At 65.3% G+C, this 23,447-nt stretch carries 18 protein-coding genes, 1 tRNA gene and 1 pseudogene; 9 read left to right on the top strand and 11 right to left on the bottom strand.

The features are described 5' to 3' along the window. Nucleotides 1–50 precede the first annotated feature (50 nt). The 3 genes from BMON_RS06980 to BMON_RS06970 all read left to right on the top strand — a co-directional run bounded on the left by BMON_RS06980 (nucleotide 51) and on the right by BMON_RS06970 (nucleotide 4,572). Complete coding sequence (locus BMON_RS06980; protein ID WP_152595718.1) at nucleotides 51–2,198, top strand: DUF4037 domain-containing protein; 2,148 nt, start codon at nucleotides 51–53, stop codon at nucleotides 2,196–2,198. 127 nt (nucleotides 2,199–2,325) lie between these two features. Continuing rightward, nucleotides 2,326–2,937 (top strand): DUF4125 family protein, encoded by a 612-nt coding sequence (locus tag BMON_RS06975; RefSeq protein ID WP_033511627.1) that lies wholly within the window; start codon nucleotides 2,326–2,328, stop codon nucleotides 2,935–2,937. A gap of 6 nt (nucleotides 2,938–2,943) precedes the next feature. Continuing rightward, on the top strand, nucleotides 2,944–4,572 hold the full coding sequence (locus BMON_RS06970) for an alpha/beta hydrolase family protein (RefSeq protein ID WP_152595709.1): 1,629 nt from the start codon (nucleotides 2,944–2,946) through the stop codon (nucleotides 4,570–4,572). A 68-nt stretch (nucleotides 4,573–4,640) separates the two neighbouring features. Here the strand turns inward: BMON_RS06970 and BMON_RS09315 are convergent, their stop codons facing one another. Continuing rightward, nucleotides 4,641–6,527: an HAD-IA family hydrolase gene (locus BMON_RS09315; protein WP_051917991.1), complete on the bottom strand. Its 1,887-nt coding sequence runs from the start codon at nucleotides 6,525–6,527 to the stop codon at nucleotides 4,641–4,643. Nucleotides 6,528–6,654: 127 nt separating this feature from the next. On the opposite strand from BMON_RS09315, the gene BMON_RS06955 reads away from it, so the two are divergent. Further along, entirely contained in the window at nucleotides 6,655–7,188 is a 534-nt protein-coding gene (locus BMON_RS06955) for a ClbS/DfsB family four-helix bundle protein (protein ID WP_033511834.1), read from the top strand. Between the two features lie 133 nt (nucleotides 7,189–7,321). Here the strand turns inward: BMON_RS06955 and BMON_RS06950 are convergent. Both BMON_RS06950 and serS read right to left on the bottom strand, forming a co-directional pair. Further along, nucleotides 7,322–7,406, bottom strand: a tRNA-Ser gene (locus BMON_RS06950). 124 nt (nucleotides 7,407–7,530) lie between these two features. Then, nucleotides 7,531–8,817, bottom strand: coding sequence for a serine--tRNA ligase (serS, locus tag BMON_RS06945; RefSeq protein ID WP_033511625.1), 1,287 nt, complete (start codon nucleotides 8,815–8,817; stop codon nucleotides 7,531–7,533). Between the two features lie 188 nt (nucleotides 8,818–9,005). On the opposite strand from serS, the gene BMON_RS06940 reads away from it, so the two are divergent. The 4 genes and pseudogenes from BMON_RS06940 to rpiA all read left to right on the top strand — a co-directional run bounded on the left by BMON_RS06940 (nucleotide 9,006) and on the right by rpiA (nucleotide 13,879). After that, nucleotides 9,006–10,130, top strand: a complete 1,125-nt coding sequence (locus tag BMON_RS06940; RefSeq protein ID WP_033511832.1) for a diacylglycerol/lipid kinase family protein — start codon at nucleotides 9,006–9,008, stop codon at nucleotides 10,128–10,130. A gap of 85 nt (nucleotides 10,131–10,215) precedes the next feature. After that, the gene (pgm, locus tag BMON_RS06935; protein WP_033511623.1) at nucleotides 10,216–11,892 is read left to right on the top strand and encodes a phosphoglucomutase (alpha-D-glucose-1,6-bisphosphate-dependent); all 1,677 of its coding nucleotides are present in this window, start codon (nucleotides 10,216–10,218) and stop codon (nucleotides 11,890–11,892) included. 75 nt (nucleotides 11,893–11,967) lie between these two features. After that, a pseudogene (locus tag BMON_RS06930) lies at nucleotides 11,968–13,088 on the top strand (ribonuclease H family protein). A 92-nt stretch (nucleotides 13,089–13,180) separates the two neighbouring features. Next, nucleotides 13,181–13,879, top strand: coding sequence for a ribose-5-phosphate isomerase RpiA (gene rpiA, locus BMON_RS06925; RefSeq protein ID WP_033511620.1), 699 nt, complete (start codon nucleotides 13,181–13,183; stop codon nucleotides 13,877–13,879). 157 nt (nucleotides 13,880–14,036) lie between these two features. Here rpiA and tpx read toward each other — a convergent pair whose 3' ends face one another. The 3 genes from tpx to BMON_RS06915 form a co-directional block, all read right to left on the bottom strand. Next, nucleotides 14,037–14,543: a thiol peroxidase gene (gene tpx, locus BMON_RS06920; protein ID WP_033511618.1), complete on the bottom strand. Its 507-nt coding sequence runs from the start codon at nucleotides 14,541–14,543 to the stop codon at nucleotides 14,037–14,039. A gap of 199 nt (nucleotides 14,544–14,742) precedes the next feature. After that, nucleotides 14,743–14,832 (bottom strand): 30S ribosomal protein bS22, encoded by a 90-nt coding sequence (locus tag BMON_RS09685; protein ID WP_003817716.1) that lies wholly within the window; start codon nucleotides 14,830–14,832, stop codon nucleotides 14,743–14,745. A 121-nt stretch (nucleotides 14,833–14,953) separates the two neighbouring features. Then, complete coding sequence (locus BMON_RS06915; protein WP_033511617.1) at nucleotides 14,954–15,559, bottom strand: hypothetical protein; 606 nt, start codon at nucleotides 15,557–15,559, stop codon at nucleotides 14,954–14,956. A 143-nt stretch (nucleotides 15,560–15,702) separates the two neighbouring features. Here BMON_RS06915 and radA point away from each other — a divergent pair, with 143 nt between their 5' ends. Further along, a complete protein-coding gene (radA, locus tag BMON_RS06910) occupies nucleotides 15,703–17,145 on the top strand; it encodes a DNA repair protein RadA (protein WP_033511614.1) in 1,443 nt (480 codons plus the stop codon). Here the strand turns inward: radA and BMON_RS06905 are convergent. The 5 genes from BMON_RS06905 to BMON_RS10145 form a co-directional block, all read right to left on the bottom strand. Beyond that, nucleotides 17,134–18,426: a riboflavin kinase gene (locus BMON_RS06905; RefSeq protein ID WP_033511613.1), complete on the bottom strand. Its 1,293-nt coding sequence runs from the start codon at nucleotides 18,424–18,426 to the stop codon at nucleotides 17,134–17,136. The genes radA and BMON_RS06905 overlap by 12 nt on opposite strands. A gap of 10 nt (nucleotides 18,427–18,436) precedes the next feature. Next, the gene (gene truB, locus BMON_RS06900; protein ID WP_051917989.1) at nucleotides 18,437–19,492 is read right to left on the bottom strand and encodes a tRNA pseudouridine(55) synthase TruB; all 1,056 of its coding nucleotides are present in this window, start codon (nucleotides 19,490–19,492) and stop codon (nucleotides 18,437–18,439) included. After that, the gene (gene rbfA / locus BMON_RS06895; RefSeq protein WP_081882974.1) at nucleotides 19,489–20,106 is read right to left on the bottom strand and encodes a 30S ribosome-binding factor RbfA; all 618 of its coding nucleotides are present in this window, start codon (nucleotides 20,104–20,106) and stop codon (nucleotides 19,489–19,491) included. The genes truB and rbfA overlap by 4 nt, the downstream gene beginning before the upstream one ends. A 123-nt stretch (nucleotides 20,107–20,229) precedes the next feature. After that, nucleotides 20,230–23,049 (bottom strand): translation initiation factor IF-2, encoded by a 2,820-nt coding sequence (gene infB, locus BMON_RS06890; RefSeq protein ID WP_033511611.1) that lies wholly within the window; start codon nucleotides 23,047–23,049, stop codon nucleotides 20,230–20,232. Between the two features lie 185 nt (nucleotides 23,050–23,234). After that, the coding region (locus tag BMON_RS10145) for a hypothetical protein (RefSeq protein ID WP_034885381.1) at nucleotides 23,235–23,447 on the bottom strand (213 nt) is incomplete at its 5' end.

Below are 23,447 nucleotides of genomic sequence, written 5' to 3'. Positions count from 1 at the left end.
GAGCGGTGATGAGCGACGAAGCACGACGCGAAACCGATGAGGCGGCCGGCATGTATGCCGATACCGATGTCAATTCGCAGAACGGTTCACAGGCCGGTTCACAGCCCGCTGGGGACGGGGTTCCGGCAACATTCGACACGGATCGGTTCCTGGCGGGATTGGATGCGATCTACGAGGCGCATGAGGCCCCCACGAAGGCGGAACCCTACCTGCAACAGGCGATGGCGGACGCGGAGAACGCGGGCAACGACGCCGGCCTGCTCACCGTCCTCAATGAGATCATGGGCTTCTACCGCTCGCAGGGTCGGCACGACGAGAACCAGTGGATCGTCCAACGGGCCATCGAGCTCGGTCTGAGACTGCAGCTGCCGGGCAGCGAAGCCTGGACCACGACGCTCATCAACGCGGCGACGGCCATGCGCGCCGCGGGCAGGTACGACCAGGCGCAGGACCTGTACCATCAGGCCCTGGAGAGCGCCAAGTCCACGATGCCGGCCCACGACCGCAGACTCGCCGCGCTGCACAACAACCTGTCGATGCTCTACAGCGAAACCGGCAGGCCCACGCTGGCACGACATGAGCTCGAAACAGCGCTGCGGATACTCGAGACGGCCAGCACGGACATCTCGACCGACCTCGACGCGGCCTCGACCCACACGAATCTCGCCCTCGTTCTGCTTCAGGAGACTCTGCCCGGCAACGGCACGGAGCACCATCCGGACCCCACAACTGAGGCGGGGGATTCGACTCAGAGCCCCGCAGGTGCATCCGATGCGACGCGACCCGATCACGTCGCGAGGCATACGGACGAGGCCGACCGCGAGCGCGGACTCGCCGAGGCCCGACGACACGCTTCAGCGGCGTTGGCCATCTACCGCGCCGGCCATCTCGAGCACAGCGCGCACTACGCCTCGGCGCTGGCCGGGTACGCGCAGGTCTGTTTCGCCTCGGCCGACTTCAGGTCATCCGTCGACGCCTATCGTCACGCCCTCGCCGTCATCGAGGAATGCTACGGCACCGACACCGACTACTACCGGACCACGGCGGCCAATCTGCACGACGCCCAGGTGGCGCTGGACCATGCCACGCCGGACCCCGCCACGCCAAGAGTACCGTCACGGGGAACGGCGACGCCGGAGCCGGGCCACCAGCCGCCGCATGCACTGCATACACCGCAGCACCCGCCGATGAAGGGGATGGCGCTGTCACGGACGTTCTGGGAACAATGCGCCAAGCCGATGGTCGAACGGCGCCACCCCCGGCTGCGCGGACGCGTCGCCGCGGGGCTTATCGGCCATGGTTCGGAATGCTACGGTTTCGACGACGAGCAATCGCACGATCATGATTTCGGTCCCGGCTGCTGCCTGTGGCTGACGGATGAGGATTACCGGAGGTTCGGCGCGGACCTGCAGGCGGACTACGATGCCCTGCCCGAGACCTTCATGGGCTACGGTCCGCGCGAATCCACCGCTCGGGCGCAGGGCCCGGCCCGCCGCGTGGGGGTCTTCGCCATCGGCGACTTCTTCGCCGGCATCACCGGCTACCGCGCGGCACCGACGGACGACCGACCGCATGAATGGCTCATGCTCGACGAGGCGACACTGGCCGCCGCGACCAACGGCGAGGTCTTCGCGGACCCGCTGGGCGCACTGCTCAGCACCCGCCAAGGGTTCAAGACGATGCCCGATGACGTGCGGCTCAGTCTGATATCGAAACGTCTGGGCATGATCGCGCAGGCGGGTCAGTACAACCTGCCGCGCATGCTGAAACGTGGCGACGGGGCCGCCGCATGGCTGGCCGTCAATGCCTGCGTCGAAGCCGCCGCCTCATTGGTCTTCCTCATCAATACGCCCATCACCGCCGGGTACATGCCGTTCTACAAATGGCGGTTCGCTGCGCTTCGCCGACTCAGCGGCCGCATGGCCACGCGCCTGTCCGACGTCGGCGCCCGTCTCGAACGCATCCTGGCGCTCTCCTCGGCGACCTGCTTCGGCGGCGCGGGGTTCGGCGAGGGTGGGAAGGGGTCGGCTCCGGCGCAAGCCGACGTGCACGATCTGATCGAGGGCATCTGCCGCGATATCGTCGCAGAACTGCACCGGCAGGGTCTGAGCGACGCCGACGAGACCTTCCTCGAATGGCAGCGCCCGTACGTCGAGGCGCATATCACCTCGGCCGATCCGGTATTGCACAGCCTCTGAACACACGGTCGCCGACCCGGCGCACCGACCCGAAGCACCCACACCGCAACGCCCACAACCGGCATTCCTCCATCCGGAATCCGGAATCCCGAAGTCCAAAGCCCAACGATAAGGAACCGTGGTCACGATGAACGAACACCCACTGGCGGAACGAATCGTGCTGCATGAATGGCGGCAGTTCCAGGAGACCGACAACGAAGGCGGGAGGGCCGCCTGCCAGGGCAACTGGCCCATGTTCCACGAGATGCGGATCAGTCAGTTCCTCACTTGGCCCCAGGACCTCCTGCGCAGCTACGCCGCGGACCTCGATGCGGCCGATGCCCTGGGCCGCAATCTGGTTACGGAGAAATACGCCCGGATGATGGCGTCGACGGCCCCCGAGGAGTTCCACCGCTCCATCGAGCCCCATATCCCCAAGCTGAGCCCGGAGCGCATCGCCGACCAGGAGCGGGTCATCGCCCGTCAGCTGGCATGGGCCGATGCGTTCCGCACCCGATACCCGAAACTCGGTCGCGCCATGCGCGTGCTGCGCACCGCCGAGGACACCGACCGCGACACCTCCTTCGAAACCTACCTGCGCGGCGAACTCGGCACCTACTCCCCCGCGACGTTCTCCCGATACGCCGCGTTCACCGAGTCGCTGCAGGGCGCCGGCCGCAACCTCACCGAGGAGACGATACGCAACACGGTGCGGCTGGCCGGCTTCCCCGGACTCGATGAGGCGGAGGCGTTACAGTAGGGAGCCGTGTATGCCTTACGACGAATTCCGGCGGTGCTGGGCACCGCGATAGTGCTGGCCGTGCTCTTCGGCCTGCTGGGCCTGGCGATGACGCCCGGGTGGAGCGTGCGTCCCAACACCTCGCACGTCACCGTCGCCTCCCCCGACACGGCGATCTCGGCCCGTGGCGTGGACACCGACCATGAGGGCCGCTACGCGGTGAAAACCTCCACGCTGCGCGTGCGGCTGACCGACGCCGTCACCGTGTCGGCGCTGCTGCGCGAACCGATCGGGGCGCAGGGGACCCGCCCCGCATGCCTGTTCATCGAGGGTGCGGGCACCGGCTCGTCCACCGAAGTGTTCGGCGACATCGCGCAGGCCATGGCTTCGGCCGGCATCGTCACGCTGGTGCCCGACAAACGTCTGGACAACTACACACCGCTGCACCGCGACTACCACGCCATGGCACGGGACTACATGACCTCGCTGAACCTGCTGCGGGGCCTGCCGGGAGTCGACCCGGCGCATGCCGGCATCTACGCGGAATCGGAAGGCACGTGGATCGCCAGCGTCATGGCCCACGACCACCCCGACATCGGCTTCATGATCCTCACCTCGCCACCCGTCGTGCCAGGTCGTCACCAGATGGCCATGGCCGCCACCACGTATCTGGAGCACGTCGGTGCGGTGCCCGAGATGAGCCGCGACATCAGCAAGATCATAAGCATGGACTTCTCCTCCATCGGTCTCGAATACGCCGATTTCCCGTCGGAGCGATACCTGCCGTCGCTGACCATGCCGATGCTGGTCAATTTCGGCACCCGCGATCTGTCGATGCCGATCGAGCAGGGCGCGAACATGCTGCTCAAGGCGACCTCCCGGACCGGCAATCGCAATGTGACGCTGCGCTACTACGCGGCCAACCACCAGATCCGCACCGGGGCCTCGACCGCACTGCCCGGCCTGCCGCTGGCGCAGGGCTACACCCGCAACCTCGAGGATTGGCTCAACGCCGTGGCCGCCGGGACCACGGCCGACGGATGGAACACCCCGATGATCGCCGGAGCCCAGCCCGATCAGCGTCTTGCGACGCCGCAGGGCATGAGTCCGGGACTGATCCGTTCGCCCACGATGCTGCTGGCCATCGTGGTGCTCATGGCCGTGCTGCTGGCGCTGGCAGCGTTGGGTGTGATCGTGCTGGGCGTCACGGGCCTCGCCGCCGGCCTGCGCGGCAGGCGCCAAGCGTCCCAGTCCCCCGCACACCGCAATCCCGACACCGCAAGCGACCATGTCGACCCCCACTTCCGTCGGGAACTCATCGCGCCGATGCTGCTCAATGCGGTATGCGCCATCGCCTCGATGGGCGTGCTCGGCCGCTACCTGGTGCTCACGGCGCAGGCCGCGCTGACGTTGGATGCGCAGGAGACGGCCTTCGAACACTGGTGGCGGATCCTGCAGTTCCTCACGGCAGCCGGCGTGCTGATGCTCGCCTGGCTGGCCGTGGCGCTGATCGGCAGGACGGTGGTCGTGGACGGCACCCGTCGACGCATCCGCGCCGTTCGTGGATTCGGCCACTGGTTCGTGGCGTGCTGCATCGCCGCGACAACCGTGCTGTCGCTGGCCATGCTCGCCTTCTGGGGGCTGTTCTCGCTGTAGGACCCCGCCGTGAACGGCCGACGAGACGGCCGACAGATCCGCGCGTACCCAGACGCCGCCGACGCCACTTATGCCCGCAGTTGCCCGATGCCGACGCGACGCCGGACCTGCGCGGCATCGGAGAAGACCAATCCCTGCAATCCCTGGTGGCGCGCTCCGGTGACATTCACGGGATCGTCGTCGACGAACAGCGACGTGGCCGGGTCGATGCCGAATCTCGCGATCGCACGGCGGTAGATGATCGGGTCGGGCTTGCACAGTCCCTCTTCCGAGGAGATCACGATATCCTGCAACAGGGCCAGATCGGGGAACAGCCCGCGGGCCACCTCGACCTTGTCGGTCGTGAAGTTCGTCAACCCCCAGACGCCGATGCCGCGTTCCCTGAGTTCACGCAACAACGTTCCCATGCCGGGCATGAGCGAGGGCAGCGAATGGCGTATCCGCTCCAGATAGGTGCGGTAGGCCCACGCGACCGCCGGGCCATGGTGCCGCTCGTATTCGCGCAGCACCCGCTCGCGGCTCCACCCGCAGTTGGCCATGGTGTCGAAATAGGCGAATCCCCACACGTCGCGCGGATCGAAGATCATGTCGATCACCCCTTGCGGGTACATGCCGTCGAGCGCCATCCACGGCCGCGAATCGACCAGCACCCCGCACATGTCGAAGACCACATCGGTAATGGCCGGCGACGTACCGTCCCCGCACGCGCCATCGTGTGATATCTCACCTGGACGAGCCCCATCACCCGTCCGCTCCTTCGACTCCGTCATCGCGAGCGCACCATCCTTCCCGGCCGTCGCACCATGGCGCACGGCTGTCATCGCTGCATAGTCTACCGTCGGGCCACACCCTGTCACGATTTTCGCTGTGGTCCTCGCTGTGGTCCTCGACCGATCTGGTTCCGCGGACCCCGGCCAACCGGATTCATTGCCCTGCAGTGGCGGGCGTCGGCGTGGGCGCGACCGAGGCGAGGAAGGCCTGCGTGGCGCTCCACACCTGGGCCGATTCTGGGTGAGCGAAGTCGAATTGGAATTCGTGCGGCAGTTCGGGATTACCGGGGAAGAACGAGGAGGTGACACCCACCCCGTCGGAGCGTAAGGCCGAGACCAGCGCCCTGCCTGATCGGGGAACGAGAAGGCATTGCCATCCACGACATACGCCTTGGGGAACCGGTCCGACACGTGCCGCACCACGGATGCCTGCCGCATCTGCGGGCTCGAGGCCCAGTCCCTCGTACCGAGATACCCCCATCCAACGGTGTTCATGAACCACCGCTGTATCCAAGGGGCGTTCGCGTCCGTGAACCGAGTGAAATCGTAGGGCCCGCAGAACAGTAAGGCACCGGCCAGAGGCGCACGCATCGCGATGCGTTCGATGCCGCTGCTCTCGGCGTACCCCGGTGTCGTCTGCACAGCAGCGAACTGAGCCGCGATCTGGGCGCCGGCCGAGTCACCGCCGACGACGATGCGATCCGGGTCAAGACGCTCACGTTGCGCGATGGAGGCGACGTGCGACACCATCTGCCCCAGCTGCACGACGGGCGTGGGGTAGGTGCCGGTGGGCGCGTAATCGTAGTTCATGGCAATCACGGCGTACCCCCGCGCCGCCATGAGCGTGGCGTAGGTCGACAGCCCGGACTTGTCTCCCGCTATGAATCCGCCGCCATGGACCCACACGATGACGGGCAACGCGGCATGGGCCGGAATCCGCCTCGGCCGGTACAGATCGAAGGTGTGGCGCCGGTACGACGAGGGATACTCCTGATCGCGGGTCACCTGGACCGTACGCCGCACCTCGTCGAACCGGGGCGGCTCGACGGGGTGACCTTCCTTGAAGGCGTTGCGGAACAGCATGATCGAAGGCACGGGGCTCACGACGAACGCCGCCCCCACCACCAGGGCCACACCCAGCACGACCGCGAGCACCCATGCCACGATCCGTCGTATGCGTTTCATTGTTTCCATCCGTCCACGAGCAGTCATAGGTCACGAATATACGCCGAAGGGCACGCCGGCCCGCGCGCGCTCGAAGCGGTCCGAAAGGCATGGACGCGCACACCCGGAGCATGGCATAATGAAGGCCATGGCAAGACCCCGAACCAAGGCCGAACTCCTGGATGCCGCATCCGCGCAATATCGGAAACTCGAACAGCTCGTGGCATCGATGGGCGCACCCATGCAGGAGGCGACGTTTTCGTTCACCGGTGACCGCAAACACGTGGAACCGCATTGGCGGCGGGACCGCGATCTGCGCGATGTGCTGGCGCACCTCCATAGCTGGCAACGGATGCTGGTGGATTGGGTCTCGGCGAACCGTGCCGGGAGTCCACGCCCCTTTCTTCCGGACGGATACCATTGGCGAACCACTCCGGCGCTCAATCAGCGCATCTGGGCGGAATATCAGGATATGTCGCTCGAGCGCGTCTCGGCGATGCTCGCCGAAAGCCATGCCGACGTACTCGCCCTCATCGAGGGGTTCAGCGACGAGGAACTCTTCACGAAGGCGTATTTCTCATGGACGGGCACGACCTCCCTCGGGTCGTACTGCGTCTCGGCGACATCGAGTCATTACGACTGGGCGTTGAAAAAACTCCGTGTTCACATGGCCATGGCCTAACAACGCTGACCGTCGCGGACCATCAACCGTTCCCTTCAGACCGACGACCTGCCGCCTGATCCAAGCCTCGTCATGGGCACAGGGAACCGGCATAACAAAAGGGCTTCCGGCACATGGCCGGGAGCCCTTCAGGCGGATAGGGCGAGATTCGAACTCGCGGTGGGTTGCCCCACAACGGTTTTCAAGACCGTCTCCTTAGGCCGCTCGGACACCTATCCCAAGCGCGTTCATCAGGCAACGACGGCAATGCGCCGACCCCGTGAATGCACAAAGACCGATTATATCAGCGGCGTCGACGTCGGGTGACACGCATCGCCCGGTGCGGATCGGATTCGGCCGGGGTCAGGCCTCCCAGGCCGTGGGCTCGATGACCTCGCGGCCGCCCATGTAGGAGCGCATGGCTTCGGGGATCTCGATGGAGCCGTCCGCCTGCTGATGGTTCTCCATGATGGCCACGAGCCAGCGCGTGGTCGCCAGCGTGCCGTTGAGTGTGGCGACGGCGCGTGTGGAGCCGTCCTCGGTGCGCTCACGGATGTTGAGGCGACGAGCCTGGTACTCGGTGCAGTTCGAAGTGGAGGTGAGCTCGCGGTAGCGGCCCTGCGTGGGGACCCACGCCTCGTTGTCGAACTTGCGCGCGGCGGAGGCGCCCAGATCGCCGGCGGCGGTGTCGATCGTGCGGTAGGGCACCTCGACCTTGGCCAGCATCTCCTCCTCCATTCCCAGCAGCTTCTGGTGCATGGCGCGGGAATCCTCCTGCTTGCAGTAGACGAACATCTCGACCTTGTCGAACTGGTGCACGCGAATGATGCCGCTCGTGTCCTTGCCCGCGGCGCCGGCCTCGCGCCGGTAGCAGCTCGACCATCCGGTGTACTTCAGCGGCCCGTTGCTCAGGTCCAGGATCTCGTTCTCGTGCATACCCGCGAGCGCCACCTCGGAGGTGCCGACCAGGTACTGGTCATCGGGTTCGCGCAGGCGGTAGATCTCGTCGGCGTGGGAGTTGAGGAAGCCGGTGCCCGCCATGACCTCGGGGCGCACGAGCGTGGGGGTGATGGCCAGCGTGAAGCCCTCGGCCTCGGCCTGGTCCACGGCCATGGTGAGCATGGCGATCTGCAGGCGCGCGACCATGCCGCGCAGAAAGTAGAAGCGGGAGCCGGAGACCTTGGCGCCGCGGCGCATGTCGATGCCGGCCACGCCGACGCCCAGCGTCAGATGGTCCTTGGGCTCGAAGCCCTCAGCGGAGAAGTCGCGGATCTTCCCGACCTTCTTGACGACCATGTAGTCGTCCTCGCCGCCCTCGGGCGCCTCGGGTTCGACGACGTTGGACAGCTGCCACATCGCCTTCGTGTACGCGGCGGTCGCGTCATCGGCCGACGTACGGTATTGCGCGACCTTCGAGGCCAGTTCCTTGGTCTGTCCGATCAACGAGGGCCGATCGTCCGCGGACGCCGAAGCGACCTTCTTGCCCATGGCCTTCTGCCGGGAGCGGGCTTCCTCGAAGTCCTTGAGCAGTCGGCGGCGCGTCTCATCGGAGCGCAACACCTCGTCGACGAGTTCGACGGATTCGCCCCGCTTGCGCTGGGATTCCTTCACAATATCCGCATGGTCACGGATGAACTGGATATCAAGCATGGCTCCCAGAGTAATGCCGCAAGCAGACACGCCCAAGGCTCGCGTGCCCGTCGCAACCTCCGCGAAGACATGGGGAGGATACAGTCATGACGTCGGCGCATGCACCGCCGCGGATGATTCCGTGCAGAAACCGTCGATATCGCCCACCGGACGCGCCGATGGGGTGCCCTCCGCGCACAATGGTGAACATGACTCGCGCCTGGCTCATCGTCCTCATCGTGGTCGCCGTCGCCCTCATCACCGTGGTCGGCGTCGCCCTCGGCGTCAGGGCGGCACGGAAGCGCCATTATCAGAGGATCGTGAGCTCACGCGACGACGATCAGGTGCACTACGCCTTCATCATCAACCCCTCGAAACCACAGGCCGGGGCGTTGCGCAAGCGCATCGCGGAATTCTGTGAGGGCCGGGGACTCACACAGATCGAGTTCATCGAAACGCAACTCAACAAGGACGGCCGCGCCTGCGCCCAGGAGGCCCTCGGGCATGGCGCCGACGTCCTCGTGGCCGTGGGCGGCGACGGCACCGTGCGGACGGTGGCGAGCGCCGTATCAGGCACCGGCCGACCGCTCGGCATCATCCCCATCGGCACCGGCAACCTCTTCGCCCGCAATATGGACATCCCCGTCGACGATGTGGAGGCGGCCCTCGCCGTCGCCACATCCCACGGATCGCGCATGGTGGACGTGGGACGTCTGGCCATTCTGGATCGGGACGACGAGGACTATGCCCACGCGTTCCTCATCATCGCCGGCATCGGCTTCGACGCGTTGATGATCGACGGCACCGACCCGCAGCTCAAGAAGAACATCAGTTGGCTGGCCTATTTCGTCAGCGCGATGGGGCACCTGTTCGAGCCCAAGAACCACGGCACGGTGATATTGACCAGCGAGGACGGCAGCGTCCACACCTCGCATGACGTCATGTTCCGCACCTTCCTGGCGGGTAATTGCGGGCAGATCCCCATGCTCTCGCTCATGCCCGAAGCCATCTCAGACGACGGGCTGCTGGATTTCGAACTCATCGACACGACCGGCGGCATCATCGGCTGGGCGAGCCTGTTCGGCGACGTCGTTCATCAGACCATCGTCGGCAAGGCGCAGCAGAGCCCGCTGTCGACCAACTCCGTGATCGACCAGATCCAGGGGGTCGCGGCGGAGGTCACCCTCAAACGCAAGGCCTTCGCCCAGGTCGACGGCGACAGTCTCGGGGAAACGCGCCACATCCGCTTCAGCGTCGACAGACAGGCGCTGTGCGTGCGCGTCCCCGCGGGCACGGACACCTCCGTGATCAGCCCAATAACGAACGTCAGCTGACCCTCCTCCCGTGACGAGTGGCCCAAACCCGGTGAAAACGAGCCAAGCGCACCCCGATTTCGCCGCGGCGTGGCAGAATGGGGGCATGGTAGCAAAAAACGCGGGACAACCCGCAACACCGGCAGACCTGATCAATGTCGATGACGTCATCGGCAGATACTATGACGCCGTCCCCGACCCTTCGAACCCCGAACAACGCGTCATCTTCGGCACGTCCGGGCATCGCGGATCGTCCCTGAAGACCTCGTTCAACGAGGCCCATATCGTCGCCATCTCCCAGGCGATCGCGGAATACCGCAAGAAGGCCGGGGTGACCGGCCCGCTCTACATCGGTCGCGACACCCACGCGCTTTCCGGCCCCGCCCAGCACACGGCCATCGAGGTGCTCGTGGCGAACGGCGTGCGCGTACGGGTCGATTCGCGTGACGACTTCGTGCCCACCCCGGTCGTCTCCCAGGCGATCCTCACCCACAACCGCGCCCAGGACGGTACGCAGCGCTTCACCGGCGACGGCCTCGCCGACGGCATCGTGGTCACCCCCTCGCACAATCCCCCCACCGACGGCGGATTCAAATACGATCCGGTCACCGGCGGCCCGGCCCCGGCCGACGTCACGAACGCCATCGCGGAACGCGCCAACGAGCTGCTCGGCTCCTACCGCAGCGTCAAGCGCATCCCCTACGAACAGGCGACCACCTCCGATCTGGTGGAACGCTTCGACTACCGCGAGCACTACGTGGCCGACCTGGGCGACGTCATCGACTTCGACGCGATCCGCTCCTCCGGCGTGCGCCTCGGCATCGACCCATTGGGCGGCGCCTCCGTGCACTACTGGTCACTCATGAACGAGCGCTACAACCTCGACATCGACGTGATCCGTCCCGACGTCGACCCTACCTGGCGCTTCATGACCATCGACCACGACGGCAAGATCCGCATCGATCCGAGCTCCCCCTACGCCATGAAGGGCCTGGTCGACGAACTCAACTCCGGCGCGTGGGACCGCTACGACCTCGTCGGCGGCACCGACCCCGACGCGGACCGCCACGGCATCGTGTGCCCGAACTGGGGCGTGATGAACCCGAACCATTACATCGCCGTATGCGTCGAATACCTCTTCGGCGGTCACCGTCCCGGCTGGCCCAAGACCAGCGGCATCGGCAAGACCCTCGTCTCCTCGAGCCTCATCGACCGTGTGGCGGCCTCCATCGGCGCCACGCTCGTCGAGGTCCCCGTCGGCTTCAAGTGGTTCGTCGACCCGCTCTTCACCGGCAAGGTGGCCTTCGGCGGCGAGGAAAGCTCCGGCATGAGCTTCCTACGCCGCAACGGCCGCATCTGGACCACCGACAAGGACGGGCTCATCCCCGACCTGCTCGCCGCCGAGATCACGGCCGTGACGGGCAAGAACCCGGCCCAACTGCATCAGGCGCAGGTCGAGCGCTTCGGCGAGAGCTGGTACAGCCGCGTCGACACCCCCACGACCCTGGAACAGAAGCGCAAGTTCGCCTCGCTCTCCGGCGACGCCGTCACCGCGACCACGCTGGCCGGCGAGGACATCACCGCCAAGCTCACCGAGGCGCCGGGCAACGGCGCGCCGATCGGCGGACTCAAAGTGACGACCAAGAACAACTGGTTCGCAGCACGCCCCTCCGGCACCGAGAACATCTACAAGGTCTACGCCGAATCCTTCGTCTCCCCCGAGGCGCTGGATAAGGTGCTCGCCGAAGCGTCCACCGTCGTCGACAAGGCGCTCGCCGACTGACCCACGCCATACGCACGGCAACCGAACAAGGCCGCGACCGAGTTGTTTCTCGGCCGCGGCCTTTACAATGACGGCATGACCATAACCGTTTCCACCGATGGCAGCGCCCTCGGCAACCCCAACGGCCCATGGGCTGGGCCTGGGCCGACCACGAGACCGGCAAGGCGCACACCCCCGGGCACGACCACGACGGCGACTGCGATGCCGGCGGTGCGACCAACGGGACCAACCAGATCGGCGAGCTCTGTGCCGTGCTCGAAGCGCTTCGTGCCCATCCCGGTCCGGAGAGCCTGCTCATCGAGACCGATTCGAAGTACGCCATCAACTGCTCCACCACCTGGGTGCATGGGTGGAAGAAGAACGGGTGGAAGAACTCCCAGAAGAAGCCGGTGAAGAACGCGCCCCTCATCAAGGCCATCGACGCCGAGATCTCGCGCCGCGAGGGATCGGTGAAGTTCCGTTGGGTCAAAGGCCATGCGGGCAACGCCGGCAATGAGAAGGTCGACGACCTGGCCCACACCTATTCGGGCGATGCCCGCAGCGGCGTCAAGGATGGGTATCTGCCGCTCGAAGGGTGGCGTTCGCTCCTCGCCTCGGCCTACGCCAAGGGCGTCGACATTCCCCCGGATGCCCAGATGCTGCTCGATGGAGCCATTTCACCGGAGCAGTACCACCTCGGACGGGGCACGACGACCAGTGATGACGCTTCGAATACTGCAACGTCCGCCGATGTCGCCGATGCTGCCGATGCTGCCGATGCAGGCTCCCATGGGTCCGCATCCACGCCGAGACTCGAGCGGATGCTCACCGAAGCCGAAGGTGTGCCGGACATCGTCCCGGCACCTGAATCCTCTTCCGCATCATTGCCCCCTTCCGCATCATTGCCGTCGTCCGAGCCGTTGCCTGCATCCTCAGCATCGACACCGGATTCCCCAGCGCCCACCGCATCCGCATCGACGACATCGGCGAACGCCCCGACCACCCGCACGCCCCAATCGAATGCGACACCCCGACGGAAGCGTGCAGCCACGGGGCTCACGGTATCCGGCATGCTCCATTTCTCCCCTCCCCCGTCAACAAGCCCCACCTATGACGGCCGTCCGCGACGTATCACGGGCACGGTCACGATTCATGGCGAAGTCGACGGCAACGGCGACATCCGCATCGACGACGCACCGTTCACGGTCCTGCCGTAACCATGGCGCAAATCCAAAGCAGATAGCCGGGTCCGGCTACGATGGAAGGGACTTTGCATAAGCTGAAGTACCGTTGCGAATGAAGGAGCAGTATGGATAAGGCACAGCAGGATGCGCTCAAGAAGGCGGCCGGCATCGAAGCCGCCAAAATCGTTGAGAACGACATGACCGTGGGACTGGGAACGGGCTCGACCGTACGGTTCCTCGTCGACGAGCTGGGACGCCGCGTACAGGAAGAGGGCCTCCACTTCACCGGGGTCACCACGTCGCGTCGCACCCAGGAACAGGCCGAGGGCTACGGCATCCGCATCGTCAACATCGACGAGGTGGACCACATCGACGTGACCATCGACGGAGCCGATGAAGTCGACAAGAACTTCAACGGAATCAAGGGCGGCGGCGCCGCGTTGCTGTGGGAGAAGATCGTCGCCATCAATTCGAACCGCATCGTATGGATCGTCGACCAATCGAAGGTCGTCGACGTCATCGGCGCGTTCCCGCTGCCCGTCGAGGTCATCCCCTTCGGCGTCGGTCACGTGATCAAGAAGTTCGAAGCCAAGGGATATCGCCCCACACTGCGCATGGATACCGACGGCAAGCCCGTACGCACCGACGAGAACGATCTCGTCGTGGATCTGCACCTTGAGCGCATCGAACACCCGCAGGACCTGGCCACGGATCTCATCACCACGGTCGGCGTCGTTGAGCATGGCCTGTTCCTCAACATGGTCGACACGGTTATCGTGGGCGACCCGAACGGACCCTGCGTAATGACCAACTCGAACAAGTAGTCCGATCGGCATCACACCAAGAACCGCATGATTCATATCGGTTCTTGGTGACCATATGATGGGGGCGGTGACCAGTGGTCACCGCCCCCATCATGCAATCTCGCGCGCTATACCGGCAGACATGCCTGTCGCTGCGGACACGGACCGGCGATCGAGGTCAGGCCAGAGCCTCCACGGCCTTGCGCGCGGCGTCGTAATCGGGCTCCTGCTTGATGTCCGGCACCTGCTGTGTATAGGTCACGACCCCGTTGCGGTCGGCCACCACGATGGAGCGGGACAGCAATCCCTGCAGGTCCCCGCTGGTCATGGTCACACCGAAATCTTCACCGAAGGATGACCGGAAGGCAGAACCCACAACGACGTTTGTAATGCCCTCGGCTCCGCAGAAACGGCCCTGGGCGAACGGGAGATCCTTCGAGACGCACACCACGACGGTATCCTTCAGTTCTTCGGCGATCTGGTTGAACCGACGGACCGAAGCCGAGCAGACATCGGTGTCGACCGAAGGGAAGATATTGAGCACAACGTTCTTGCCCTTGAACGAGGAGGAATCGACCTCCTTGAGTTCCGGAGAGACGAGCGTGAAGGACGGCAGCGTCGATCCGCTTGCGGGGAGTGTGCCAACGGTTGTTACGGGTGTTCCACCCAGCGTGATAGTAGTCATACCGATATCATGACACATCGGGCACGCGAGCGCCACTGGAAACCGGTTTCAGTTGACAGCAAAAGCCCGCATTGACCTGAGGGCCGAGATGCGGGCTATGCCAATATGCGCCGAACGCCGCCACGGTACTAGCGACCGTATGAGACCCGAGCCATGAAAGGCTTCCGGCGTCTCTCAGGGGCGTCGCGGCGACAGAACGCTACTTGCGCTGGTGACGAGTCTTACGCAGCATTTTGCGATGCTTCTTCTTGCTCATCCTCTTGCGACGCTTCTTGATGACAGAACCCATCTGAAGCCTCCATTCCTTGCTTGAAAGTTTGCAACTTGCCCAATAATACACGGTCACGCCGACTTTGTGGACCGTGTCCTCATCAGCGGTGCCACCAACCCAGGTGCGCACCGCTCGCGGCTCAGAGCGGGAAATGCTGATAGAAGCGTTCCACGGCGGCTTTGGCGCCCTTCGCCTGGAAGACCACGGTGTCGTTCTGCCACACCGCGATGGCCTTGGATGGATCCGCGTCATCCGTCTTAGCCAGATAGCTGCCGGTGGTGTTGCCTGAGACCTTCACACTGCCGGATCCGAGCTCGGTGCCCTTCATATTGCCTGTCAAGGTGTCGTATTGCTGCTTCGCCGCGTCGGCGGATGACCACTGGCCGACGACCAGCGAGACGTTCTTGGCGTCATCACCGGTCCCATACGACAGGGAATACTCCTCGAGCGGCGACGCGCCCGTCCAATCGGCGCTGGGCACCGCCTCGACCCTCGCATAGTTGAGCACGCTGTCGGGCATGGCCTTGAGCAGCTCCGACGCATCGGCCGGCAGATCCTTGGGCTTGATGGTCGGCTCGGTCGGCTCGGATGTGCTCTTTGACTGCGACGACGGTTGCTTTTCAGTGGCCGTGTTGAGGGCCCAGCCCGGCCAGATGAACGCCGAGACGAAGGCCAGGGCGATGACGAGGGCCGCCGCGACGACGACGATGGTGACCCCACGATGCGAGGATTGACTTTTCGACATGGCTCCGATTATGGCACAGCGGATTGACGCCCCGAGTGCCTACGCAGGGCCTGAACCACGGGGCGACATGCCACCTCAGCGCGCTCGCGCGGCAGCAGATTCATGTCATGGATATGTCTGGAAAGCTCGGTAGCGTCGGGGGCATGGCGAAAAGCACAACGCACTTCGTGTGCACCGAATGCGGATGGAGTGGCCCCAAATGGTATGGACGCTGCCCTGAATGCGGCCAATGGGGCACCGTCGAGGAATTCCATGAGGCCCGTCCGACATCGTCGTCGCGCTCGTCATCGACCGGCCGGGTGTCGCGCACCAAGGCGATGTCATCCGTCTCCGCGAACGCCCGGCCGATCACCGAGGTCGGCACGGAGGACGCCTCACGCGTCTCCACGGGATTCGAGGAGTTCGACCGGGTGCTGGGCGGCGGGATCGTCGCGGGGTCGGTGGTGCTGGTCGCCGGCGAACCCGGCATCGGCAAGTCCACGCTGCTGTTGGAGACCGCCGGGAATATCGCCCGTGGCATTCCCGATCAGCCCTTGCTCTATATCTCCGGCGAGGAATCGCAGGCGCAGGTGCGCATGCGCGCCTCCCGCGTCAACGCCATGGAGCCCAATCTGCTCCTGGCCGCGACGACGGACCTCGCGACGGCGCTGGGTCTCATCGAGGACCGCAGGCCGTCGCTGGCCATCGTCGATTCGGCCCAGACGATCACGTCGCAGGACATCGACGGCATACCGGGCGGCTCCACCCAGGTGCGCGAGGTGGCGGGCGCGCTCATCGACAGCGCCAAGACCCTGAACATACCCGTCATGCTCGTCGGCCATGTCACCAAGGACGGCTCCATCGCGGGCCCGCGCACGCTGGAGCATCTCGTGGATGTGGTCTGTCAGTTCGACGGTGACGCCCAGACCTCCCTGCGTCTGCTGCATGCCGCGAAGAACCGGTTCGGCCCCACCGACGAGGTGGGCTGCTTCGACATGAGCGGGGAGGGCATCCAGGAGGTCAACGACCCTTCGGGGCTGTTCCTCTCCCCCGACGACACCGCCGTGGAAGGCACCTGCGTGACCTTCACCCTGGACGGCCACCGCAGCCTGCCCATCGAGATCCAGGCGCTCGTGACCTCGTCCGTGCTGCCGTCGCCGCGACGTGCGACCAGCGGCATCGACACGAACCGACTGGCCATGCTCATGGCCGTGCTCTACCGTCACGGCGGGGTGAACCTGCTGGCCAACGACGTCTATGTCTCCACCATCGCCGGAGGGGTCGCGAAGGAGCCCGCCTGCGATCTGGCCATCGTCGCGGCGTTGGCGAGCGCCGCATCGAGTGCGCCGGTCCCCCGCACTAGCTGCGCCATCGGCGAGATTTCGCTGACCGGCCAGGTGCGTCCGGTGCCACAGCTCGCGCACCGTCTGGCCGAAGCCGCACGCATGGGATTCACCCGGGCGATCGTCCCGGTCACGCGCGGACGTGCCGGCGTACGCTCCCATCCGGGACTCGAGGTGATCGAGGTGACGACGCTGCGCGACGCGCTCGAGGCCCTGGGCATGCAAGGGTCGACGAACCGTCGCCGAACCGGATCATCGCGCTGATTCGTCCTTGGCTTCGTCCTTGGCTTCGTTTCCGGCGACGAGGGCGAGCGTCTTGTCGGACCACCCCCCCATGGCCCGCTTCAGCGCTTCGGAATCCGGGAAGGCGATCTGCGGGCTGATGAATCCGGAGAACTCCACCCGCACCGTGTGCCCGTACAATTCGAGCCAATCCTTGGTGATGGCATAGGGTTCGATGACGCGCTGATTCGCCCCATTCCCATCGTCATACGTGGGCTTCGTACCGATCGAGATCGCCGCCGGCCACCGCCACGGTGAATGTGCCGCCATCCGTATCTCGTCGCTGGGCGAGGTCGCGGACGAAAACCCGACGGTCTCACCGTTTGCCTGGGTCGGAGTGGACGTCGCTTCCGACCCGCTTGCATCATGGTTCCGCTCGCCCAGATCCACCAGCCAACCGGCGTATACGCCGTCGACGGGGATGTAGCCGTCGATGTCATCACCCAGGTTCGCCGTGGGGAAGCCGAGCGTCCTGCCGAGTCCCTCGCCGTGCACGACGAGCCCCTCGATCGCATGACGGGAGCCCAACACCTCGTTGGCGTCATGAATGCGGCCCTGCGACAGCAGATAGCGCACATACGAAGAGCTCCACACTCGGGTCTTGCGGCCCTGATGCTCCTTGCTCCATGCCCTGAGTTCGGCCTTGGTCATCTGTGCCGTGGGGTCCTGCGGCTCGCCGGCGCGGTCGGGCACCCGAGGCGTGATCACGGCGGGCACACGGACATACCCCGGACCGAGATCCTCCACGACGCTCAACTCGAAGACTCCGGTGGCCTCGCTCAAGTTGCGAATCGCTGCGATGTCGCCGGTCCGGTTGGCGCCCATGGCCGCGTCCGAACCCAGCACCAGGGTGCGCATGCCGAGTTTGCCGACGAGCTGTCCCAGGAAGAACCGGAAGGATTTCGCCGCGAAAGCCAGCGTGTAGTGCACGACCAGCACATGGTCCACGCCGAGCTCGTGCATGATGCGCAGCCGCTGGTGCACGGATGTCAGGGCGTCGGGGTCGCGCGTGCCCGGGGCCGGATCCTCACCGTGGTGGGTGGCCGCATATCCGTGTACGAGCGCTGGACGAGGGTCGAACATGACGACCACGCTGTAGGCGCGATGGGATTGGGCCAGGGCCACGGTGCGTTTCACCACGGCGAGATGTCCACGATGCATCCCATCGAATCCACCGACGGTCACCACCGATTTCTTCACCGTGCTCAAGGTCGGCCAATCGACCAGACCCGTTCCGTCAGGTATCAATGTCGTGACATTCATAGTCTTCCCATCATCGTGTGTCAGCCGCGTCCACTCTAGCAGTCCGCTCCTCGGCGGGGAATACCACCGCCGGTTTGGCCTGGCCGTGCGGCGCGGGCCGCAGTAACGCCACGACCTCGTCGGATCCGGTCACGATGGCGGCGCATTCGCCGTCGATCGCCATGTCGATGCGCCGACCGAACCGCAACTCTCGGGCCTGGCCCTCATCGATGGCGACGGTGTCCATGGTGCGGCGAGCGGCCTCGGCCATCGGCAGGGCATGGGCGAGCAGGGTCGGGGCGTCCATGTCGAGTATCGCCTTGTTGCGCGTGTGCTCCACCCCCTCGCGATCGGTGAACCGGTGTTCACGGGCCTCAGGGCGCACGGCGCAATCGGTGGTGACATCGAACGCACCGACCGTGGTCCGCCGCAGACGGGTGAGATACCCGCCGGTCCCCAATATCTCACCCATGTCACGGGCCAACGCCCTGATGTAGGTGCCGGCCGAACAGCAGACGATCACGTCGAGGTCGACGCAGGTGCGTGGCGCACCGTCGACCGCCACCTCGGACGGGCGCATGGCCAACAGATCATAGCGTGAAATGGTGATGCTCCTCGCCTCGAGCTCGACGGCCCTGCCCTGCCGCGCCAGGTCATAGGCGCGGCGACCGTCGACCTTGATGGCCGAGTAACTGCTGGGGATCTGCGATATCTCGCCGAGGAACCGCTGCCGTATCGTATCGGCGACCATCTGCTCGGTGATGGCCGCGCAATCCACGCGGGCGGGTTCGGCGATGAACGCCCCCTCGGCGTCATCGGTGACGGTGCCGACTCCGAGGCGAATCGTGGCCTCGTAGGTCTTCATATGGTCGACGATGGCGTTGAGCAGGCGCGTGGCGTGCCCGAACCCGACGATGAGCGCTCCGGTGGCCAAGGGGTCCAGCGTGCCGGCATGGCCGACCCTCCTGATACCCAGCACCGCACGGACCGCGGCCACCACATCGTGACTGGTCACACCCAAGGGTTTATCGACGACCAACAATCCCGAAGGACCGGTGCCCGCCGGCCCTTTCGTTCGTGAGCTCATCGACCGTCCGCATCGTTGATATCGGTGTCGGCGGTGGCGGCGGTGCCGTTAGCGGCGGAGGCGGCGGGTGCGGCGGCCGAAGAGCCGGCATCCGCACCCAAACCTGACGATTCCCCGGCGCGCGCGTCGGACCCACCCGGTTCACCGGGAACATCGGCATCGTCCCCGTCGACCACTGGCTTCTCATCATGACGATACGGATCGGCCTCACCGGCGTACTGCGCGTGTTCCCTGGCCTTGGCCAGCTCCTCGTCGCGGTGTCGCGCCGCCACGAGGATATCCTCGATCTCGGTCGCTTCCTCCGGCACCTCGTCGTAGACGAACCTGAGCTGCGGCGTGAGCCTGAGCCCGGCCTTCGTGCCGACGAGCGAACGCAGTTTGCCGCTCGCCTGACGCAGGGCCTGCTGGGCGCGATCGCGCTCACCGCGTTCCTTGCCCTCGGAGCCGAACTGGGTCCAGTACACGGTCGCGATCTGCAGATCGTTGGTCACCCTCACCTCGGTGACGGTGACTCGTGAGAGCCGTTTGTCGTGCAACTGACGTTCGATCGCCGAAGCGATGACGCGCTGAATAAGGGCGGCGATACGGGCCGCTCTCGGATTGGTTCCGGCCATGGGAACCCCTTTCCATGCTGATGGCGCACATACCGGCCATGGAACAGGTATTGCCCGCCGCAATGCTGTGGACGGGCAATACCTGCGGGCACGACCGGTGCCTGCGCTTCGATGCTGCTTGGGTTACTGGCGTTCGATCTCGTGCATCTCGAAGGTCTCGATTATGTCGCCGACCTGGATGTCGTTGAACGTGCCCAGGTTGATGCCGGCCTCGTAGCCTTCCTTGACCGATTGGACGTCGTCCTTGAACCGGCGCAGCGAGGAGATCTCGAGATCGTTGACCGTGGCGATGCCCTCGCGCAGGATGCGGGCCTTGGTGCCGCGCTTGACCTCGCCATCCTGGACCATGACACCCGCGATGTTGCCGAACTTGGAGGAACGGAAGATCTCGCGGATCTCGGAATGCGAAGTGGCGACTTCCTCGTACTCCGGCTTGAGCATGCCCTTGAGCGCGGCCTCGATGTCCTCGATGGCCTTGTAGATGATCGAGTAGTACTTGATCTCCACGCCCTCGCGATCGGCGAGATCGGCGACCTGCCGGTTCGGACGAACGTTGAACCCGATGATCACGGCCTTGTCGACCGTGGCGAGGTTCACGTCGTTCTGGGTGATCGCGCCGACGCCGCGGTGGATGACCTGGATGCCGACCTCGTCGGAGACCTCGATCTTCATCAGGGAGTCCTCGAGCGCCTCGACGGAGCCGGAGGAATCGCCCTTGATGACGATGTTGAGCATATCGACTTCGGACTTGGCGAACTGCTCCTTCAAGCCTTCCAGAGAGATGATCTTGCGACGCTTGGCGAGCTGCGCCGCGCGTTCCGTCGCCTGGCGCTTCTCGGCGATCTGGCGGGCGGTGCGGTCGTCGGAGGCGACCAGGAAGAGGTCGCCGGCGGTCGGCACCGAAGTCAGTCCGAGGACCTGCACCGGTGTCGAAGGACCTGCGTCGGCCATCTGCTTGCCGTTCTCATCCATCATCGCGCGGACACGTCCATAGGACGTTCCGGCCACGATGGCTTCGCCGATGTGCAGGGTACCGGACTGGACCAGTACGGTCGCCACGGCGCCACGGCCCTTGTCTAGCCTGGCCTCGATGGTGGCCCCTCGGGCGTCGGTGTCGGGGTTGGCGCGCAAGTCGAGCTCGGCGTCGGCGGTGAGCAGCACCGCCTCCAGCAGTTTGTCCACGTTCGTGCCGATCTTCGCGGAGATGTCGACGAACATCGTGTTGCCGCCGTACTCCTCGGGGACCAAACCGAATTCGGTGAGCTGGCCGCGCACCTTTTCGGGGTTGGCGCCCTTGACATCGATCTTGTTGACGGCCACGACGATGGGTACATCGGCGGCCTGGGCGTGATTGATCGCCTCGACGGTCTGCGGCATCACGCCGTCGTCCGCCGCCACGACCAGAATCGCGATGTCGGTGAGTTCCGCACCACGGGCACGCATGGCGGTGAAGGCCTCGTGGCCAGGGGTATCGAGGAACGTGATCTTGCGTTCCTGATCCTCGAGGTTCACCATGACCTGATAAGCGCCGATGCGCTGGGTGATACCGCCGGCCTCACGCTCGAGCACGTGGGTCTTGCGGATCGTGTCGAGCAGTCGGGTCTTGCCGTGATCGACATGGCCCATGACGGTGACCACCGGCGGACGGGGCTTAAGGCTCTCGCTGTTCTGCTGCTTCTCCTGATCCAGATCAATGTCGAACTGGTGGAGCAGTTCCTTGTCCTCCTCCTCGGCGGAGACGATCTTGATGTTCCAGCCGATCTCCTCGCCCAGAATCTGGAAGGTCGCCTCATCGAGGGATTGCGTGGCCGTGGCCATCTCACCCAAGTGGAAGAGCACGGTCACCAAGGCCGCAGGATTGACGTTGATCTTCTCCGCGAGATCGGAAAGCGTGGCGCCCTGACGCAGACGAATGGTCCTGCCATTGCCCGCGGGGATGCGCACTCCACCGATGACCGGTGCTTTAATCTCCTCGAAATCATGACGTTTCGCCAGACGGTTCTTACGCGCCCTTGAGGACTTGCCTCCCTGACGACCGAAGGCACCTGCGGTGCCACCACGGCCGCGGCGTGACGGACCGCTGCCACCACCGGCGGGAGCCCCGCCTTGGAAGCCGGAACCGAAACGATTGCCGCCGGCTCCGCCCTGTCCCGAGCCCTGTCCGGGACGATTGTGACCCCACTGACCCGGGCGTGCGCCCTGATTGCCCTGCCCCGGGCGTCCACGGAAACCGCCGTGGTTCTGACCGGGCCGGCCGCCCCTGCGGTTGTTGTTGACGGTGGGACGCGCCATGGGATGCGGACGCGGAATGTCGCCGGGAGTCGGGGTGTGCATGCCCTGCTTGCGGTTGAAGGGATTATTGCCCGGACGAGGCCCGGGTGCGGCGTGCTGATGGCCGGAAGCCGGAGTGGCTCCGCCCTGCTGGCCGCGAGCCGACTGACCGCCGGGACGGGGCGTGCCGTTCTTCGCATGAGGACCGCCGTGCTGGCCAGGCATGGTCGAACCATGCCGACCGGGAACCGCGTGGGAACCCTGACCGGGACGGGATGTCTCCTGACGATGTCGATTGTGCTGTCCAGGCATCGCGCTGGTGCCGGACGATGCCGGACGCGGTGTGGACGCCTCATGCTCGGCGGCACCGTGGGGCTTGGGTGCATTATGGCGATGGTCGCCCTGCTGCGCACCACGGGCGGCACGCGCCGTGGAAGGCGTGGCCGAGGTCCGAGGCTTGGGATGGCCGGCCGGAGCACCCGGCTTGACATCGACGCCCGCGGCGCCCTTCGCGTTCTGCGAGAACGCATTCTTCAATTTGCGTACGACAGGTGCTTCGACCGTCGAGGAAGCGGATTTCACAAACTCCCCCATATCCTTGAGCTTCTCAAGGACGGTCTTACTATCGACGCCAAAGGTCTTGGCGAGTTCATATACGCGCTGTTTTGCCACTCAGTTTCTCCTAAATTTCTGCTGACCGCGCGTACATGCGCGATCACACTTCGATGACGGCGAGCCTACCCTGTTTCATCGTGCGACCATGATCGTGTTACCTCGTCTCCATACCGCTGCACGCGCCTTATGCGCGTACTTCCGGTTTTCCGAATTTCAGCATACTCGTGCCGTTGGATTGCGCTCTACCGCGCGTCATCCTCCGTCGCATCCGTTTCATGCCGTGCCGCCCCCGCGCCATCACCCGGTGCTGACGCTTCCGGCGTGGCCGCGGCGTCCTGGGTGGAACCGTCGGAGGATGCGTCGGCAGCCGAGGGTTGCGGCGCCGGTTGCGCGGCCGGCGAATCACCGGTGACGGCATCGGCGGCAGGCGCCGACCCTTCGTGCGCGGCCGCTTC

The sequence above is a fragment of the Bifidobacterium mongoliense DSM 21395 genome (assembly GCF_000741285.1).
Taxonomy (GTDB): domain Bacteria; phylum Actinomycetota; class Actinomycetes; order Actinomycetales; family Bifidobacteriaceae; genus Bifidobacterium; species Bifidobacterium mongoliense.
This window is presented reverse-complemented; position numbering and strand designations above follow the sequence as displayed.

Excerpts from the sequence above, each read along its gene's own strand:
- BMON_RS06975 (WP_033511627.1), top strand. The coding sequence starts at position 2,326 with ATGAACGAACACCCACTGGCGGAACGAATCGTGCTGCATGAATGGCGG.
- truB (WP_051917989.1), bottom strand. The coding sequence starts at position 19,492 with ATGAGCTCACGAACGAAAGGGCCGGCGGGCACCGGTCCTTCGGGATTG.
- BMON_RS06915 (WP_033511617.1), bottom strand. The coding sequence starts at position 15,559 with ATGTCGAAAAGTCAATCCTCGCATCGTGGGGTCACCATCGTCGTCGTC.
- tpx (WP_033511618.1), bottom strand. The coding sequence starts at position 14,543 with ATGACTACTATCACGCTGGGTGGAACACCCGTAACAACCGTTGGCACA.
- BMON_RS06940 (WP_033511832.1), top strand. The coding sequence starts at position 9,006 with ATGACTCGCGCCTGGCTCATCGTCCTCATCGTGGTCGCCGTCGCCCTC.
- BMON_RS09315 (WP_051917991.1), bottom strand. The coding sequence starts at position 6,527 with ATGAAACGCATACGACGGATCGTGGCATGGGTGCTCGCGGTCGTGCTG.
- pgm (WP_033511623.1), top strand. The coding sequence starts at position 10,216 with ATGGTAGCAAAAAACGCGGGACAACCCGCAACACCGGCAGACCTGATC.
- rpiA (WP_033511620.1), top strand. The coding sequence starts at position 13,181 with ATGGATAAGGCACAGCAGGATGCGCTCAAGAAGGCGGCCGGCATCGAA.
- BMON_RS06905 (WP_033511613.1), bottom strand. The coding sequence starts at position 18,426 with ATGAATGTCACGACATTGATACCTGACGGAACGGGTCTGGTCGATTGG.
- BMON_RS06955 (WP_033511834.1), top strand. The coding sequence starts at position 6,655 with ATGGCAAGACCCCGAACCAAGGCCGAACTCCTGGATGCCGCATCCGCG.
- serS (WP_033511625.1), bottom strand. The coding sequence starts at position 8,817 with ATGCTTGATATCCAGTTCATCCGTGACCATGCGGATATTGTGAAGGAA.
- rbfA (WP_081882974.1), bottom strand. The coding sequence starts at position 20,106 with ATGGCCGGAACCAATCCGAGAGCGGCCCGTATCGCCGCCCTTATTCAG.
- radA (WP_033511614.1), top strand. The coding sequence starts at position 15,703 with ATGGCGAAAAGCACAACGCACTTCGTGTGCACCGAATGCGGATGGAGT.
- BMON_RS09685 (WP_003817716.1), bottom strand. The coding sequence starts at position 14,832 with ATGGGTTCTGTCATCAAGAAGCGTCGCAAGAGGATGAGCAAGAAGAAG.
- BMON_RS06980 (WP_152595718.1), top strand. The coding sequence starts at position 51 with ATGTATGCCGATACCGATGTCAATTCGCAGAACGGTTCACAGGCCGGT.